Source organism: Bacillota bacterium (assembly GCA_013178045.1).
In the GTDB taxonomy this organism is placed as follows: domain Bacteria; phylum Bacillota; class Ch66; order Ch66; family Ch66; genus Ch66.
Genome location: JABLXP010000022.1, coordinates 33,301 through 51,408 on the forward strand (window position 1 = coordinate 33,301; position 18,108 = coordinate 51,408).

Consider the following 18,108-nt stretch of genomic DNA (forward strand, 5'->3'; position numbering starts at 1 on the left):
GCACACCGAAGTAGTTTTTGGGCGATGTTTTTTGAAAGAAGGGATGGCGGTGGCGCGGGAATTTTCCAGTTCAAGTCGGCTTTTCCTCGGTTCCCTGGTTCTTATATTAATCGTGGTTGGCTACGCTTGGTGGCGAGTTGGCCAGTGTTCGCCGCAGGCTGTTCCAGTGAGTGATTCTGTTACCGTTCCATCAATGGAAAAGCCAGCCACCGCCACGCTGGTTGCCGTCGGGGACGTTTGGCTTTCCCGCAAAGTGGGGAAATTAATAGCGAGTTACGGAGAAGAATATCCTATTGTAAACATCAAGCTGGCTTTGCGCGAGGCCGACTTGGCTTTTGCAAATTTAGAGACTCCGATTTCTAACCGGGGCCAGGCTCTCCCCGGCAAGGGCATCTGTTTTCGGGCGGACCCGGCGACAATGACTACCCTAACCGAAGCGGGATTTGACATTCTCAATCTGGCGAACAACCACTCGGTGGATTATGATTCACCAGCTCTGCTTGATACGATTGAACTGTTGAATCAAGTCGGCATCAAGACGGTGGGGGCGGGAGCGAATATTACTGAGGCGCGCCGGCCGCAGATCCTCGAGGTCAACGGGTTAAAAGTGGGTTTTCTGGCCTACAGTGAGATGGCTGATTTGTTCTTCAGCTATCAGTATCCGCGGCGTTTTCAGGCCACAGAGACTGTCCCCGGTGTGGCTCCTTTGATTCTCAAGGAAATCCAGGTAGATGTACAGCAGTTAAGACCACAGGTTGATGTCCTGATCGTGTCCCTCCACTGGGGAGTAGAGTACACGGAACTGCCGACTCCCGAGCAGCGTAAACTGGCCCATGCCCTGATTGACAGCGGGGTAGACGCGATCATCGGTCACCACCCTCATGTTTTTCAGGCGATGGAGGTTTACCAGGGGAAACCAATCGCCTACAGTCTGGGTAATTTTATAACTGACCAGAATTTCTCTTTCCCCACCCGTGAGGCCTTACTGCTCAAGCTGCAGCTGGACAGGCAGGGTGTGGCTGGGGTGACTATCTTACCCGTGTTTATTCCTGAGTCCCAGCCCGTGGTGCTTAAAGATACACACGGGCAGCAGATCTTAGAGAAACTGCAGAATTTGTCCCGTAAATTAGACACTGAACTCCTCATCACAGGTGAACAGGGATACTTGCCGGGACTGAGGGGACAAGTTTTGGATACCCGAACCAGGAAAGGTGGGACAGCCAATGGCAGAACGTAAAAAATTTGTCGTCCTGGATGGAAACAGTCTGGCCCACCGCGCTTTCTACGCCATTCCGCTTTTATCCACCAGTAAGGGAATCTTCACCAACGCGGTCTACGGGTTTACCAATATGCTCCAGAAGTTGATTGCTGAGCAGAAACCTGATTATTTGGTCGTCGCTTTTGATAAAGGGAAAATCAACTTTCGGCACGCTTGCTTTGGTGACTATAAAAGGACCCGTAAAGGGACACCCGAGGAGCTGCGCCCTCAGTTTGCCCAGATTAAGCGGGTCCTGGAGGCGATGAACATCCCTTTTATTGAGGTAGAGGGGTTTGAAGCTGATGACCTGATCGGGACCCTGGTCCGTCGGGCGGAAACCGAGGGGCTGGAAAGCGTAATCGTTACGGGTGACCGGGATGCCCTGCAATTGGTTTCTCCCCATGTGCGGGTAATGCTGACACGGAAGGGGATCAGTGATCTGGAGATTTACGGTGAGGCGGAAGTATGGGCGCGATATGGGTTGACACCTGCTCAAGTGGTGGATCTGAAAGCCCTGATGGGTGATGCTTCGGACAATATTCCCGGTGTCCCCGGGATCGGTGAGAAGACTGCTCTCAAGCTGCTAACAGAATTTAAGACAGTGGAAGAATTGCTGACCCATCTTGACCGGGTTACCCCGGCGAAGCTGCAGGCCAAGCTGCAGGAATTTGCCGAGCAAGCCCGCCTGAGCAAGCGCCTGGCCACGATCTGTTGTGATGTGCCGATTGATGTGGAATGGTCGGAATGTGCCTACACTGAGCCAAACCTGGAGCAACTGCTTGAGGTGTTTAAAGACCTGGAATTCAAGTCATTGATCAATAATGTGGTCGAACAGATGGCTAAATCGGGACCAAAGCCTGAGACAGCCCGGGATAGATTAAATAGCCCAGAGCTGACTGGGACACACTATTTACATCTGAATACCCTGGCGGAAGTAAACCAGTTTTTAAACCGGCTACGACAGGCGGGAGAAATGGCCGTTTATGTCGAGAGCACTCATCCCCATCCGATGTATGGTCAAATCAGACGGATCGCGCTTTCCGCTGGGGAGGGGCAGACGGCGGTCCTGGCTTTTGACAAGTTTGCTGAGCAGAAACAAGAGCTACTTGCCCGGTTAAACGAGGTTTTTGCTACTGAGGAAATCTACAAAATATTCCACGACGCCAAAGCGGCCCTGATCAGGCTGCGCCGGGAAGGGATTGCGCTTAAAGGGATGGCGGGGGATACGATGCTGGCTGCTTACCTGCTTAACCCGGGGTTAGCCAAGCAGGGACTCGAGGAGTTGGTCCTGGATTACTTGAACGAAGTTATCGTTCCCTCGGATGACGCAGTCTGGGCAGCGGGGCGGCGGGCCGAGGTGATCCTTAAACTGCACTGTGTGCTGCAGCACAAACTAACTGAACTGGAGATGGAACCACTCTATCGGCAAGTTGAACTCCCCTTGATCCCGATACTGGCGGACATGGAAATGGCTGGGATTCGCCTGGATGTTGAACAGCTAGAGGTGATGTCTGCCGAATTGGGCCGGCGGATCGAGGAAATCACCCAGGAAATTTATACCCTGGCCGGGGAGGAGTTTAACATCAACTCGACTCGGCAATTAGGGATAATTCTCTACGAAAAACTGAAACTACCTGTATTAAAGAAAACCAAAACGGGTTATTCAACCAATGCGGAAGTGCTGGAAGAATTGGCCAACCAGCACGAGGTGGTGGCCAAGATCCTGGAACACCGCCAGTTGGTGAAGCTGAAGTCAACGTATGTTGATGGATTGAGGCAATTGATCCACCCCGAAACGGGAAAAATTCACACGACCTTCAATCAGACCGTTACTGCGACGGGGCGGCTCAGCAGCACCGAGCCGAATCTGCAAAACATCCCAATTCGACTGGAGCACGGCCGCAAAATCAGAAAAGTTTTTGTCCCCTCCGAGACAGATAACCTGATCCTGACGGCCGACTACTCCCAAATCGAACTGCGGGTGCTGGCCCATGTCTCGGGTGACCGTAATCTGCGACAGGCTTTTTTAGATGAGCGGGATATCCACACCCATACCGCGGCCGAGGTTTTCCACGTGCCGTTGAATGAGGTGAACAAAGAGATGCGCCGCCGGGCCAAGGCGGTAAACTTCGGAATTGTCTACGGTATCAGTGAATTTGGTTTGTCCCGCGATTTAGGGATCAGCCGTCAGGAGGCCAGGGAATACATTGCTAATTATCTCGACACCTATCCGCAGGTCAGGAAATTTATGGCGGATGTAGTCCAAGAGGGACGCAATCTCGGGTATGTTACCACCCTGCTCAAACGACGCCGCTACCTGCCGGAACTGTTCAGCAGCAACCGGATGGTCCGCAATTTTGGGGAACGGGCAGCCATCAATACGCCAATTCAAGGGAGTGCGGCCGATATTATTAAACTGGCCATGCTCCGGGTGGCGCAGGCCCTCCGAAAACATCAACTGGGAACGAAAATGCTGCTCCAGGTTCACGACGAACTGATTTTTGAGGTCCCCCGTGACGAAATTAAAGTGGTCGTTCCATTAGTCAAGACGTGCATGGAAAACGCGGTCACGTTGAGCGTACCGCTGGTAGTGGATATCCATGTCGGACCGAACTGGTACGACCTGGCGAAAGTAGGTTGAAGCATTGCCAGAACTACCTGAAGTCGAGACGGTTAAACGCACGTTGGAAAAGAAAATCGTTGACCGGGTCATCACCGAGGTGGAGGTGGCCTTACCGAAAATTGTCCAGGGTCTGAGCCCGATGGAGTTTAGTGAACGGTTGGTTGGGCAAAAAATCCTCGGGATTGACCGGCGGGGAAAATATTTATTGACTTCCCTTAGTAATGGACAGACCCTGGTAACTCATCTAAAGATGACTGGCCGCTGGTTGTATACGGCCGCAGACGTACCGCAGACGAAACACACCCATGTGGTCTTCACACTGGATAATGGTCACCAACTCCGCTTTCAGGACCTCCGGCAGTTTGGCTATATGTTGTTGGTGCCAAGGGGTGAACTGCATCAGGTGCCGGGCCTGAATGAACTGGGTGTTGAACCCCTGGGCGATGAGTTTACGCGAGAATATCTGGCGGAGATAACTGGCCCACGCAAAACGAAGATCAAGCAACTGCTGCTTGACCAGACCTTGATCGCGGGAATCGGCAACATTTACGCCGATGAGATTCTATTTACGGCCGGGCTTCACCCAGAGCGGGTTAGCAATTCGCTATCGCCAGCGGAGATTAACCGCCTTTACGCGGCTATCCGGCAGGTGCTGGCGGCTGGGGTTGAGCACCGGGGGACTTCGGTCAGCGATTACGTTGATGGGGAAGGCAGACCCGGCGAATATCAGCATTACCTGCAGGTATACGCCAGGGAAGGTCAAGCCTGTCCGCGATGTGGGCAGGTGATCCACCGGCTGAAAGTTGGGGGGCGGAGTTCCTACCACTGTCCTAACTGTCAGAATTAGGAGAGAATCCGGGCATGAGAGTGATTGGTTTGACTGGCGGAATCGCCACCGGAAAAAGCACCGTTGCTGAGATCCTGCGGCAACTGGGCGCGGTAGTTCTGGACGCGGACCAGATCGCCAGGGAGATTGTGGCGCCGGGCCAGCCGGCCTGGCGCGAAATTGTGGATTATTTTGGTCCAGAGGTCTTACGGTCCGACGGTACCCTGGACCGACCGGTCCTGGGTCAGCGCGTTTTTGCGGACCCGGTAGCCAGGCAAAAGCTGAATGCCATCACCCATCCCCAGGTGAGGGCTGAATTTGAACGTCAGTTAGCCAGATTGCGCCAGGAAAGCCTGGACCGGGTGGTGTTTCTGGATGTCCCCTTATTAATTGAGGCCGGCATGAATGACCTGGTGGACGAGATCTGGGTAACAGCGGTGGATGAACAGACTCAGCTCAAGCGGTTGATGGAGCGGGACGGCCTGAGCGAAGCGGCGGCCCGACAGCGGATTGCTTCTCAAATGCCGCTGGCAGAGAAGGTGAAGGTAGCGGATCGGGTTATCGACAATAGGGGGAGTATTACCGATACGGTGAGCCAGGTCCGTAAGTTGTGGAGGGAACTCGGGCAAACTGAGGAAAATACCCCGAAACAAGACATGATTGATTTGCCAAAGACATAGAATGGTTTCGGGGGTATGACCATGGTCTTGTTTTGGGGCCAGAGAAAAAGACGGTTTTGGTTGAGTTTGTTCCTGAGCGCAGTAGTTATTCTTGCCCTGATTACCCTGAATGCACCCCGAATCCTCAAGTATTTTTATCCCATTCCTCACCGGGAGTTGATTTTCTGCTACGCTCGAGTGTTTGACGTTGACCCCTATTTGGTGGCGGCTATCATCCAGGTGGAAAGTCGTTTTTACCCCGATGCCGAATCCCGGGTGGGCGCGCGGGGACTGATGCAGCTGATGCCGGAAACAGCTGAGTGGGCGGCCCGCCAGATGAAATTGCCTGACTACCATCCCAGTCAGTTGTACGAACCACAGCGAAACATTCAGATTGGGACGTGGTATCTGTCCGAACTTCTGGATGAGTTTGACCATAACGTGGTCGTAACGGTCGCTGCTTATAACGCTGGTCGGGGAAACGTCAAAACCTGGCTGGCCGTTGGTCTGTGGACAGGTGAGTATCAAGCCATTGACCAGATCCCTTTCCCAGAAACCCGCAAGTATGTCTACCGGGTGATGAGTGACTATTACATCTACCGAAAACTGTATGCGGTTAAGTGAGGTGCCAAGACGGCACCTTGTTATTACACCAAGACAAAGAGGATTTTAGGGATAAAAAGAGAATACTACTGTAAACTGCTACCAGAAAGGGGATAGTCATGCCGGCAAAGGAAATTCGTACCCTGGCGGAAGTAAGCAACCTGAAAATAGATCTCCAGCGCCGATTTTTTTCGGCCGACCATGATGAGATCGCTAATGGAGCGACTGCAGATATCTATTTCGTTAAGACTTACGAGATTTTAGAATACCTAGGGAAAGCAGATACCCCGGTAAAAGCCGAGATTTTTGCCCGCCGTGCCGGGGTACTGGCCGGTGTGCCGGAGGTGCTGAACCTGCTGAAAGACCGGCCGGTAGAGGTGTGGTCGCTGCCTGAAGGAGAGACATTTACAGAAAAAGAGGTGCTGATGCGCCTCGCGGGACCATACAACGCATTTGGTCTGTTTGAGACGGCGATCCTTGGATTCCTGGCCAGTTCAAGCGGGTGGGCGACTGCGGCCAGAGAGGCGAAAGCGGCCGCCGGCCACCGACCGGTGCTGTGTTTTGGGGCCCGGCATGTGCATCCGGCGGTTGCGCCGGTGATGGAGCGGGCGGCCATTGTGGGTGGAGCAGACGGAGCAAGTTGTATCCTGGGGGCCAAACTGGCGGGAAAAGAGCCCGCTGGTACTGTGCCGCACGCTGCCATCTTGATCGCCGGTGATACGGTTGAGGTTGGCCTGGCTTACCACCAGACCATGCCGCCTGAGCACCTGCGCCTCGTGCTGGTTGATACCTTTAAGGACGAAGCGGAGGAGGCACTCCGGGTAGCTGCTGTCTTGGGACCGCACCTGGAGGGGATACGGTTGGACACCCCGAGTGAGCGGGGGGGAGTAACGCCTGACCTGGTGCGGGAAGTCCGCGCCCGGTTGAACGCGGTAGGGGCGGAGCATGTCAAGATTTTTGTCTCCGGTGGGCTAACCCCTGAAAAGATCAGCCAGTTAGTCGCGGCCGGTGCGGATGCCTTTGGGGTTGGCAGCTATATTTCCGGTGCCCCGCCGATCGATATGACCATGGACTTAAAAGAGGTCAATGGTCAGCCAGTCGCAAAGCGAGGACGAATTCCCGGCTGCGTGGATAACCCGCGGTTGGTGAAATTCCAGTGATAACAAAAAATAAACTGGATCCATGGGCCTCTTCTGATGGGGGTCTTTTTTTAAAAGATCTGGTTTGAGTTTACAGGAATCTCGAGTTAAATGTCGAAAATAGAAGAAATATATCGATTTAAAGGTGGTGAAACAATGGCAAAAGAAATGGTCATTACACCGAAGAAATGTATTGGTTGTACCACATGTGCTTTAACCTGTTCAATTACTTATCACGATGAGTTTGATTTGACCAAGGCCCACGTCACTATCAAGAAACATGATTTGAACGGGCAGTTTGACATTACTTTTTCGTCCACGTGCCGGAGCTGTTATAAGTGTGCAGAAGTGTGCCCAGCCGGCTGTTTGCGGGTCGTTGAGGTTCCCGAACTACCTGCTGCAGCAGACAAGTAGGCCAGACTATGCGAGAAATTGGGGGGAGATTGATGTTTGGATACGCGGGTAAAATGCTGGATATCGACCTGACCGGGTTGACCGTAAAAGAGATCCCACTGGATGAAGAACTGAAAAGGACTTACGTCAGTGGTCTAGGTATCAATACGAAAATTCTTTATGAACAGTTGCCAGCGGGGGTAGACCCGCTTGGCCCGGAGAATATTCTTTGTTTTGGGGTTGGGGTACTGGTAGGCACCAATATACCGACTGCCTGTCGCACCGAGGCCTCAGCCAAATCGCCAGCCACCGGTTTGTTCGGCACCTCCAGCTCGGGCAACTACTGGGGAAGTGAGCTTAAATTTGCGGGCTATGATGGGTTAATCCTGCGGGGGCGGGCGGATTCGCCAGTTTACCTGTGGATTCATAATGGGAAGGTAGAGATCCGCTCGGCTGATCACCTGTGGGGGAAAGATGCCTGGGAGACAATTTCCCTCATCCGGCAAGATCTCCAGGACGAGGAAATTCAAGTAGCCACCATCGGACCAGCGGGAGAAAAGCTGTGCCGTTTTGCTAGTATCGAAAATGGTTATTATGACGCCTGGGGTCGGACCGGCCTGGGGGCAGTCATGGGCTCGAAGAATCTGAAAGCCATTGCGGTGCGTGGCACTGGCAGTATCAAGGTGGCCAGCAAGAAGGAGCTCCTCGAAGCGGTCGACCAGACCCGTAAAGCGATCTATGCCTCACCTTTCTTCGGTCCGTTCAGTAAGTTCGGGACGATGCTGGCCACGGTGCCATATTATGAGTTTGGTGCCCTTCCTGGCCGAAATTTCCAGACCGGCGTGTTACCGAACTGGATGGAAACGCGGAGCCGCCAGATGGTGCCGAAGTACAGCAATCGGGGAATCGCCTGTATCTCATGTCCGATCGCCTGCGCCCACTGGACCGAGGTTAAGGACGGACCTTATGCAGGTCTGAAGGTTAAGGATATGGAAGTCACGCCGTTGATGGCTTTCGCGGCCGGCTGTGACCTTAACAACATCCCAGCGGTAGCCAAGGCAACGGAACTGTGTCAGCGGTATGGGGTGGACCTGGTTTCTGCGGGTTCAACCATCGCTTTTGCCACGGAGCTATACCAGCGTGGATTTTTGACGGAGGAACAGATCGGGTTCAAGCTGGAGTGGGGCGATGAAGAAGCTACTTTTAAACTTCTGGAGATGATCGTTTACCGCCAGGGAATCGGGGATATCCTGGCCGAGGGGACGAAGAGAGCGGCAGAAAAGATCCCCGGGACTGATTACTACGCCATGCAGATCAAGGGTTTGGAAATCCCCATGGCCGACGCACGTGGCCGTTGGTCAACCTGGACGTTTGGTAATATCACCAATATTCGCGGTGGCGATCACTTGCGCAACCGCAACCCGGTGGAAAACTTGAAGTTCAACGACAACCCGATCCCATATAAGACGGAAAAGTTTGGTTTCCCAGATAAACTCTACGAGCGCTTTGACATGCCCGAGAAAATTAAACAGGAAGTTTTTGATCCAGAAACCAAGGATGTCAACATCCCCAAGATGTCCAAGTGGTCTGAAGACTTAATTTCCGTGTACAACACAATCGGGATGTGCATTCGTCCACCAGTGCTGCAGGCGGTTGGCCCAACCCTGCTGGCCAAATTATACTCAACCCTCACCGGGATTAACCTGACCGCTGAAGAGCTGATGCAGGTGGGAGAAAGGGTCTGGAACCTGCAGAAGTTATTTAATATTCGGGAGGGGGAAAACAAAGCTGACAGCGTTTATCCAAAACGCTTCTATCAAGAACCGCTCCCAGAAGGTCCGAGCCAGGGGCGGGTGCTCGACCCAGCGAAGGTTCAGGAAACGCTGGAGGATTACTACGAGGCCCGCGGCTGGGAGCGGGAGACCGGTATTCCCACTAAAGAGAAACTGGCTGAACTGGGTATAACCGGGTAAGGAAAGGCAATTCTAGTTTGGGGTAGAGCAAATCCGATGCTCTGCTCTTTTTTTATTATACAAGTCAGGGGCCTATTTCTCTTTAAGATAGCGTAAATTTTAAAAATATAGTTAAATTCTGTAAAATAATTCATATTTTTGGCAGGTTTTTGTTAAAAGATGTAGAAGTTGTAATGTTACGTCTATTGTTGCGGAGGTGATGAACCATGCCAATAATTAAGACGGGTATTGTCGGGCTTGATGCTCTTCTCTACGGAGGGATTAGGGAGGGGAACAGTGTCCTGGTGGAGGGGGTTCCCGGGACTGGTAAAACGACCCTAGCTTTGGAGTTTATCTATCACGGGGCGGTGCGGTACGGGGAGGCCGGGGTGATTGTGACTTTTGAACAATTACCTGAGCAGTTTTACCGTGATGCCGCCAATTTTGGTTGGGATTTACGAGCATTGGAGCGAGAAAACAAGCTCAGGGTGGTTTGCACGTCACCAGAACTACTATTAGACCCCGGCACGGGTTTATTGGAGGAAGTTGTTAGCGAAGTTGGTGCTAAAAGGATCGTTATTGACAGTGTCACCCATTTTGCCAATATTCTTCCTGATCCTTTGGAATTACGACGTGCGGTTTACAGTTTTTGTAATGGTTTAAAAAGGATGGGTTTGACCTCTTTTTTGGTGAAAGAAATCGAGGACTCCGGCAACCGTATTATTCCTTTTTAGGAATATGTTGTCGATGTGGTGATCAGGCTGACCAATAATGAAGAGAGCACCAACCGGCGTACCCGTTATATCGAAATTTTGAAGACCCGCGGACAAGATCACATCGCTGGCCGGCATCCCATCAGAATTGAGCAGCACGGAGTAAAAGTCTACTCTTTGCGAAGTATTATTACTCACCAGGAACTGCCAGAAATTGGTACGGATACAATTCCTACTGGCGTAGAAGGTTTAGATGATCTGTTGCGCGGGGGGATCCCCAGGGGACATTCGGTGATTGTGGCCGGCGGCTCCGGGACAGGTAAAACCATTTTGGCCCTTCAGTACCTGGTGAATGGGGCAACGCAGTACGGGGAAAAAGGTTTTTATCTTTCTTTTGAAGAGCACCCGGAGCAACTTCACAAAAATGCCGCCGTTTTCGGATGGGACCTGCCACTCCTTCAGCGTGACAATATGGTTAAGGTATTCTACTCTCGACCCATCAACCTCAACTTTGATGAGGAAATTATTAAGTTAGGACAGTCGATTATTAAAATTGGTGCCAAGCGAATTGTTATTGACTCCTTGCCGGCTTTAACAGCGACGATAAAAGATGAATATGTTCTACGGGAAAAAATTTATTGTCTGGTTTCTTACCTGACCAGCTTGGGCTGTACCGCTTTTCTCTTGTCCAACCTCACGATGAGTGAACAGGACGGGTACAGTACCGAGGAGTCATTAGTTCACGGCACCATTCTATTGAAATCCACTTTTGAGAAAAACCGGCGGATCAGGTATCTGGAAGTTTTCAAGATGCGGGGGATTAACCACATTACTGGCAATCACATCATGGAAATTGGTGACCGGGGGATCCAGGTTTTTCCCCGGGTTGGGGAGGTTTTATAAGATGAGTAGAGCTTTTTTTGGGGTAGAAGGGTTAGATACCATCGTTTCCCAGGGGCTAAGCTACGGGAGTCAAATTTTGGTACAAGGTGACACCGGTGTCGGGAAAACCGTCTTAGCAGGCGAATTTATTAAAGAAGGATTAATTTGCGGAGATACCTGTATTTATGTAGCCTGTGATGAAGCGCCGTCTGTAATGCGAGAGCATTTGACTATGTTCAAGTTAAGCACAAAGGCCTATGAAGAAACCGGGCGGTTGATTTTTGTCGACGCTTACGAGCAGGATGATAGTCCAGAATTATATAGTATCAGTGACCACGGTAACCTGGACAAGTATTTCACCTTGGAGAAGAAAATTTTGAGTAAAAATTTGGGAGGCAGGGTCAGGCTGATTGTGGACAGCATGAGTACCCTGTTAACGGGGCTAGACTCTAACCAAATAATCAATTTTCACAAAAATCGGCTCAAGTTCTTGCGCAAGCATGGGGTTCTGACCATGGACGTTTTTGTTAAAGATATCCTTGAGTCCCAAGTGATGACGGCGATCTCCCATCTTTACAATGTCATTGTGCGAATGACCTTAGGAGGTTCTCCTGCCAGACCGGTGCGGATTTTACAGTTGGGGAAGCTAAAGAGTGGCAAGTTTAGTGCTAACCAGTATATGTTTACCATCCACCCTGTCTTCGGGATCGTGGTAGCTTTAGATCTGGAGGTGATTGCGTGACTATCGACAAAGATATTAAAAATAAAGCTATTTCTTTTCGTCGAGTGATTAATGTCCTCTACCTGTGCTTAAGCGAAATGGCTAGACGGATGCCTTTTGGCGGTGAGTACTGGGTCGAGCAGATAACCCAGGCGGTTGGCAGCAAAACCTTCAAGGATTTCCAGGACCGGATAGAATTTGCCTCGGATAACCCTCTTGATATTTGCCAGACTTACCTTAGCTTTCTTGACTCGGAAGGGTTCCTGGATGCTAACGATTATTCTTTAAAAGATGATAAAGACTCGATACACATTACTATTCAACAGAAAAAATGCATTTACAAGCTTTTTTGCAACCGTGCCAGAGCCGAGGAATTGTATTTTAACTGTCCCCGTATAGGGGCTTTTTTGGGAGTCTTGAAAAGTCGGCTAGGAATTGATTTTGGCTCGACTGTTGCTTTCAAAGGCGAGATCTGCGAGGGAAAAGTGTTTCCCCGGGATTGGTCGAAGCACCAGATTGTTGTCCGGGAAGGAAATGTCTTGAAAATAGCGGGAGAAAGGGCAATTTTTTTACCACTACAAACTTTCACTTCTCTCTTGACAGCCATCAAAGAACATGCTCCACATATCTTGCGCCAGGTTTTATATGATGCAGGCTATTCTTCCGGTTTGATTATCGCGCAAAGAGCCAGTTCTCTTTACAATAATGTGCAGGAGTGTTTGGAGAGCCTTTGTGAAGAAATAACCCGTTCTGGGTTAGGAAAGGTTGAGCTTGTTTGCTTTAACCAGACAGAGGGAAGAGTTGTTTTCCGGTGCTATGAGTCTTTTCAGGTCGCGGCTGTGGAAAGCCAGATTCGGTTATACCGGACACCTAGGGTGGTTTGTGATCTTTTGCGCGGCACCTTTGCTGCTTATATAACTGTCCTACTTGGTAGAGAAATGATTTGTGAGGAGATGCAGTGCCAATCAATGAAAAGTCAGTACTGTGAATTTCTGGTTCTCCCCATCGCGATCTAGAATCTTAAAAGGAGTGTTATTTAGGTTGTCTAAGAAAAAGAATTTAGTAGAGTTGTCTCCTTACAATAAAAATATTACCGATGCTGTGGTCAGGATTGATTTGATTACATACTTTAACGCCAACCCTCATGCGCGGGATACGATTAACGGCCTGGCGATGCGAATCAATAGAACACCCGAGCAAGTAGAACGGGCCATTGGTAAGCTTCTAGAGATGGGGGTTCTTGTTAAAAACGGTGGAGACAAAGCTATTTACCGTTTGAAGTACTCCTACGTCAGTTTGGATGAGTTGAGCTTAAAGAATAAGTAGGTGATGAGAAAGATGCCGCTTTTTAACCTTAGTCTCACGGAAGCATTGTCCATCTCTCCTCTTTTTTTAGATCTCCTACCGGTAGGAGTTTTGATATTTGATCCTGACGGTTCCTTAAGAGTATCTAATAAAGCGCTGAAAGACATTGCCGGTTATCCTAGAGAAGAAAGCCAGCTCTATAAAAAAATCTTGGAAGCCATTAAAGAGCAAAGGGAATTGCAAGAAATTGAGATTTGTGATAAAACCTGGGATGGAAAGAAAGTTATTCTATCGGTAAGTACATACATGCTACCCCAAAGTGAAAGCGAGTACGGCCTGCTAGCTGTGGTTCAGAATATTACCGCATTCAGAGAGCTCGAAAACGCGGTTCTTCAGGTAGAAAAGCTAGCTATACTAGGACAGTTAGCGGCGGGATGTGCTCACGAAATTCGTAACCCTTTAACAGCGATCAAAGGCTTTATCCAATTATTAAAGAATCAATTGATTGGCTCTCCTAAAGAGGCTTATATCGAAATTCTTATGGCAGAAATTGAGAGGATCAACACTATCCTGGAAGATTTTTTGCATCTCGCTAAACCATCCAGAACCAGAAGAACTATTAACTCATATGAGGAGATTATTCTAGAGATAAAAAGACTGTTCGAAAGCGAGGCCGTGTTGAAAAATATCCAGGTTATGTGTTGCATAGAACCTGATTTACCTTTGGTTAAGTTGGACCGGGAACAAATCAAGCAGGTCTTGATAAATGTCGTTAAAAATGCTTTTGAGGCGATGCCTGATGGAGGAAGGTTGGAAATTAAGGTTAATTACAACAGAGAGAACAATTTAGTGAGGACTAGAATTAAAGATACCGGCGAAGGGATAGGCCAAGAGAGTTTGAACAAGATATTTGACACTTTTTTTACTACTAAAAAGGGCGGCATTGGTTTGGGGTTAGGGATGAGCAAGCAGATTATTAAAAAACATGGGGGAAAATACAGGTAGAAAGTGAACCAGGTAAAGGAACGGTTGTAACTATAGACCTACCCGGGTATATTTAAGGCCCCATTTGAAGCTCTTTGTTTTTGAACAATATTTTTTCACATGCCAACATAAATTCTAATCTCTGACCATAAATATGTAAATATGATTAATAGGTTGTCTACATTTATGGTGCAGGGAGGTAAACGAGTTGTGGAAGATATTCGACCGCTGGCGAAATTGGGGATTGTGGATTGGGCTGCTGGCTATTCTGGGTTTAATGGCCTGGGCAGTTTCATTTACACCGCCGTGGCTTCAGAACAACCAGCGGCCATTTCGCTTTGGTTTAGTAGCCAACGTTTCTTCCCTGGACCCGGCGCACCTTTACCTGGCTGGTAATCTTACCATGGGGATTAATTTGTATGATGGCCTGATTTGCTATAACCCGGAGACCCTGAAACCGGAGCCGAATCTGGCCAAATCCTGGCAGATTTCGCCTGACGGCAAGGTGTATCAGTTTGAACTTCGCCAGGGGATTAAATTTCATAATGGACGCGAAGTCACGGCGGCAGATGTCAAGTATTCATGGGAACGGATTCTTGACCCGGCTACCCGGGCGGATTCGGCTTTTCTTCTACTGCCCATCCAGGGAGCCAGGGAGGTCATCGAGGGAAAAGCCAAACAGGTTAGCGGGATTACGGTCATTGACGACTACCACCTCCAGGTTGTCTTGGAGCAGCCGGATGCCTCTTTTATCTCCCGATTAGGGCAGCCGCCCTTTTTCATCGTCGACCGGAACGTCACCGAAAAGGAAGGCAAAGAATACGGGACCAGTAATGGTTCGGTGGTTGGTACTGGCCCCTTTAAGGTAAAAGAGTGGGTGAGTGGCGAGCGGGTTGTGATCGAACGCAATCCTGCCTACTTTGGCCCTAAGGCTAATCTGAATGAAGTGCAGTTTATCTTCCTCAAGAACGCTCGAGACGGACTGACCCTGTTCCAGCAGGGACAATTGGACATACTCGATCAAGTTCCGATGGACCAGGTGAAGCATATTTTTTCCGATCCGGCCATGGCGAAATTACTGGTACGCCGCCCGTTATTATCTACGTATTATATCGGTTTTAACGTCCAGTATGAGCCGTTTAACAACCTTAAACTCCGTCAGGCGGTTGCTTACGCAATTAACCGCCAGGCGATTGTGGATGAGATTCTGGGGGGAACGGGGACGCCGCTATATGGCCTCCTTCCCAGTGTTTTCTTTGAGAGCAAACAGGAGCCCCGGTATCCCTATGATCCGGAGATGGCCACTAAACTGTTGGCTGAGGCCGGCTATCCTCAGGGCAAGGGATTACCCCTGATCACCTTTTCCTACAATGCGGGTCCGGGTCATGAGGCTATCGCGGTAATGCTCAAAAAGCAGCTGGCGCAAGTTGGCATTAAAGTCAGGCTGCGTAGTGTAACGTGGAATTATTATCAAACCGCTCTGGCTGGTGGAGAGTGTCAGTTTTTCCGCGTCGGCTGGCTGGCTGATTATCCTGACCCTGACGATCTCTTCTACAGCAACTTTCACTCCAACCAGATCGGGAGTAGTAATTATTGTCTCTACCGTAACCCCCAGGTAGACAGCTTGCTGGAAGGAGCCCGTCGGGAGACGAAGGACCTGGCTAAGCGACTAACGATTTATCGCCAGGTGGAGCAATTGATTATAGAAGATGTGCCGTTGATCGGGTTGTTTTCATGGGATGCCTTGAAGCTGGTCGGTCCGGACGTGCGAGGCTTAAAGGTCACCAGCCTGAATACGGTGCCGCTGAACAAGGTGAAATTGAAGTAGCCTGATACTTACCAGATTTTAAGCCGTATTTTTGCTTGACCTGGTCTAGGGTATCTGCTATAATGGTCACTGCAAACAGAAAACGTGTCGGAGTGGCGGAACTGGCAGACGCGCACGTTTGAGGGGCGTGTGGGCAACCGTACGGGTTCAAGTCCCGTCTCCGACACCAGAAACCCAATAACCGTAAGGCTGTGGAAATGGACCACGGCCTTTTCATTTTAGGAAACGTGTGCAGTTGACACGTCCACGTTTAACGTTCCAGCCGAGAAAAGCGCACCGCACACGCCTAGGGGAAACATTATTGGCCAAGCAGTGGATGAGGAAAAACTGAAGGAAGCCTTTGTCAGGATAACCGAATTCGACGGGGATTTCTTTACGGCACTGGTAGATAAGATTAGGGTAGTGGCACTGGTCTAAGTGGTGTTTATTTTGATGGCGGGGGTTGAGGCGCGGGAGGTTATATAATGTACATTAAACGGTAAAGATGGAGAAAAACTTGGAAAACCCTTTTCTCCATCGATGATGGGGTGATTACTAAAGACGAAGAAGGAAAGATTACGACAATGAACAAAGTTGCCCCAGGAAATTACAGGCTGGAGCGAAGAAGAAGCAAAAGGCAAACCTTTTTCACAAGTATTTACATGCTGACCAAAGCTAAATTAACCACTAACCACGCCTCCCGTTTTGGAATTGCTCTGTACCAATAGTAACACAGTGCTAGGTGTTGATATGGTGTGTCCCTGCTCATTCGGGTTCAGGTTGATTATTCCGAATGATGCAAGAGTTGTGCGGGTAGTCTTGGGTTAAAGCCCGGTTATTTTGGTTTGTTATCCAACGGACTAAGAAGTGGAATAACTTCAGCAAGATCACCATGATGGCTGACCACATCAAGATACCAATGATGCTCCAGATGACTGAAGTCTGTTCATTATTCCAGAAGGAGTAAAAGAGAATCGAGGGAGTTTGCCCTAGGGCAGTGCCGAACAGGTATTCTCTTGTCGAAACTTTAGTTAGACCAAAAGCGTAACTGGTTGTATCCGCCGGTAGCAGTGGTGTAATCCGAGCGAAAAAAACAGCCTTTTCTTTGTATTTTTCCAGCATTTCATTGATTTTTTCTAGGTAGCGGTGATTAATTTTATTACCGATGTTGGTGTGCCTGACCAAGGCGAAGCAAAGCCAGGCGCAACAGAGGGAGCCAACCCAGGAGATGATGAATCCTACGGTAGCGCCGAAGACCATGGCGTTAGCGATGTATAATACCACCGCCGGTACTGGCGAGATGATCCCTTGAAGAATCAAGAGAAATATCGAGAGGAGTGGAGCGTAGATTCCCCAGGACAAGATGTGCTCTTTGATAGCTGGAATGTCGCCAATGGCCATGCTCCGCAAAATATCACCGCAGTTTACTGATGCAATAATTAACAGGGTGGCAATGAGGTAAGGTAACAAACGCAGAAGTTTACTAATACTGAACCCTCCCCTTGTTTTGCCTGTTAGCTATATCTTATCGTTTATTGTCGTAGCTGACAATACCTTGACTGATTGAAAGAGAGTAAAATCGTCGAGGCGCCAAACCGAGAACCCCCTGACCAGAGGCAAGTCAGGGGATTTTTGTGGAGTCGATTTTCCCGTGGTCGGTGTGTTAAAATAATAAATAATATTAAAAGGGTGTGGGGGAGGGTACTTATGGAAAAACAGGCCTTTTATCGTTGTCCTTGTGGCAATTCGACCAGATTTACTTTAACTAAAACGAATTCTATGTCCATTGTCCAGGACCCTCTGGGGAAAGTGACCAAAGAAGGCGAGTGGGTTGAAGGTCCACTTAAAATTATCTGTGAACGGTGTAAAAAGGAGCTCACACCGCAGCAAGCGGTTAAGTGTTTTGAAGAGTGGGAGTATACAAGCCGCGGCAAAGGATTTGTCTGCTACCCGTCCAAATGGAATGACAAGGGGATTATTACTGAGTTTATCGCCCTCCGCGAAGGCCGGCGCTTTCCGATCAAAGTTGACGTTAGATTCGGCAAGATTTATCTAAAGTCCGACGTTAAACTGGCTCCTTTTGAAGAGGTTGAGATTTATGACAGTATTAACTAATGGAGCCTTTTGCAAAATTAGCTTTTTTGTTAAAGGTAAAACATTGTTAGTCGTTTAGATGTACTCTTTTTTCGCTAGATTAAGGTCAAAAACCAAACCACAATGTAATTTAACATTTTATTCCAGGC

General features: G+C 49.4%; 15 protein-coding genes, 1 tRNA gene and 1 pseudogene. 16 read left to right on the forward strand and 1 reads right to left on the reverse strand.

Features of this window, described 5'->3' with window-relative positions; genetic code table 11:
- The first annotated feature begins 31 nt into the window (after nt 1–31).
- From HPY81_09155 to HPY81_09225, 15 genes and pseudogenes are all read left to right on the forward strand, one after another.
- The gene (locus tag HPY81_09155; protein ID NPV27586.1) at nt 32–1,237 is read left to right on the forward strand and encodes a CapA family protein; all 1,206 of its coding nucleotides are present in this window, start codon (nt 32–34) and stop codon (nt 1,235–1,237) included.
- Entirely contained in the window at nt 1,224–3,899 is a 2,676-nt protein-coding gene (gene polA, locus HPY81_09160) for a DNA polymerase I (protein NPV27587.1), read from the forward strand. Before HPY81_09155 ends, polA begins: the two co-directional genes overlap by 14 nt.
- A 4-nt stretch (nt 3,900–3,903) precedes the next feature.
- Nucleotides 3,904–4,728, forward strand: a complete 825-nt coding sequence (gene mutM, locus HPY81_09165) for a DNA-formamidopyrimidine glycosylase (protein NPV27588.1) — start codon at nt 3,904–3,906, stop codon at nt 4,726–4,728.
- A 14-nt stretch (nt 4,729–4,742) separates the two neighbouring features.
- Nucleotides 4,743–5,387 (forward strand): dephospho-CoA kinase, encoded by a 645-nt coding sequence (locus HPY81_09170; protein NPV27589.1) that lies wholly within the window; start codon nt 4,743–4,745, stop codon nt 5,385–5,387.
- Nucleotides 5,388–5,402: 15 nt separating this feature from the next.
- A complete protein-coding gene (locus HPY81_09175) occupies nt 5,403–5,990 on the forward strand; it encodes a lytic transglycosylase domain-containing protein (GenBank protein NPV27590.1) in 588 nt (195 codons plus the stop codon).
- Nucleotides 5,991–6,088: 98 nt separating this feature from the next.
- The gene (locus HPY81_09180) at nt 6,089–7,129 is read left to right on the forward strand and encodes a nicotinate phosphoribosyltransferase (GenBank protein NPV27591.1); all 1,041 of its coding nucleotides are present in this window, start codon (nt 6,089–6,091) and stop codon (nt 7,127–7,129) included.
- 135 nt (nt 7,130–7,264) lie between these two features.
- Entirely contained in the window at nt 7,265–7,522 is a 258-nt protein-coding gene (locus HPY81_09185) for a 4Fe-4S dicluster domain-containing protein (GenBank protein ID NPV27592.1), read from the forward strand.
- 32 nt (nt 7,523–7,554) lie between these two features.
- Complete coding sequence (locus HPY81_09190; protein NPV27593.1) at nt 7,555–9,474, forward strand: aldehyde ferredoxin oxidoreductase family protein; 1,920 nt, start codon at nt 7,555–7,557, stop codon at nt 9,472–9,474.
- Between the two features lie 206 nt (nt 9,475–9,680).
- Nucleotides 9,681–11,069: pseudogene (locus HPY81_09195) on the forward strand (AAA family ATPase).
- A 1-nt stretch (nt 11,070) separates the two neighbouring features.
- Nucleotides 11,071–11,790, forward strand: coding sequence for an ATPase (locus tag HPY81_09200; GenBank protein ID NPV27594.1), 720 nt, complete (start codon nt 11,071–11,073; stop codon nt 11,788–11,790).
- The gene (locus tag HPY81_09205) at nt 11,787–12,785 is read left to right on the forward strand and encodes a 4-vinyl reductase (protein NPV27595.1); all 999 of its coding nucleotides are present in this window, start codon (nt 11,787–11,789) and stop codon (nt 12,783–12,785) included. The genes HPY81_09200 and HPY81_09205 overlap by 4 nt, the downstream gene beginning before the upstream one ends.
- Nucleotides 12,786–12,810: 25 nt before the next feature.
- The gene (locus HPY81_09210) at nt 12,811–13,095 is read left to right on the forward strand and encodes a hypothetical protein (GenBank protein ID NPV27596.1); all 285 of its coding nucleotides are present in this window, start codon (nt 12,811–12,813) and stop codon (nt 13,093–13,095) included.
- Nucleotides 13,096–13,107: 12 nt separating this feature from the next.
- The gene (locus HPY81_09215) at nt 13,108–14,079 is read left to right on the forward strand and encodes a PAS domain-containing sensor histidine kinase (GenBank protein ID NPV27597.1); all 972 of its coding nucleotides are present in this window, start codon (nt 13,108–13,110) and stop codon (nt 14,077–14,079) included.
- A 187-nt stretch (nt 14,080–14,266) separates the two neighbouring features.
- On the forward strand, nt 14,267–15,886 hold the full coding sequence (locus HPY81_09220) for an ABC transporter substrate-binding protein (GenBank protein NPV27598.1): 1,620 nt from the start codon (nt 14,267–14,269) through the stop codon (nt 15,884–15,886).
- Between the two features lie 86 nt (nt 15,887–15,972).
- A tRNA-Leu gene (locus HPY81_09225) sits at nt 15,973–16,055 on the forward strand.
- Nucleotides 16,056–16,630: 575 nt separating this feature from the next.
- On the opposite strand, the gene HPY81_09230 is transcribed toward HPY81_09225, so the two are convergent.
- Nucleotides 16,631–17,266 carry a TVP38/TMEM64 family protein gene (locus HPY81_09230; protein ID NPV27599.1) on the reverse strand — a complete coding sequence of 212 codons (636 nt, stop codon included), beginning with the start codon at nt 17,264–17,266 and terminating at the stop codon, nt 16,631–16,633.
- A 306-nt stretch (nt 17,267–17,572) separates the two neighbouring features.
- On the opposite strand from HPY81_09230, the gene HPY81_09235 reads away from it, so the two are divergent.
- Nucleotides 17,573–17,980, forward strand: a complete 408-nt coding sequence (locus HPY81_09235) for a hypothetical protein (GenBank protein NPV27600.1) — start codon at nt 17,573–17,575, stop codon at nt 17,978–17,980.
- The last annotated feature ends 128 nt before the right edge of the window (nt 17,981–18,108 follow it).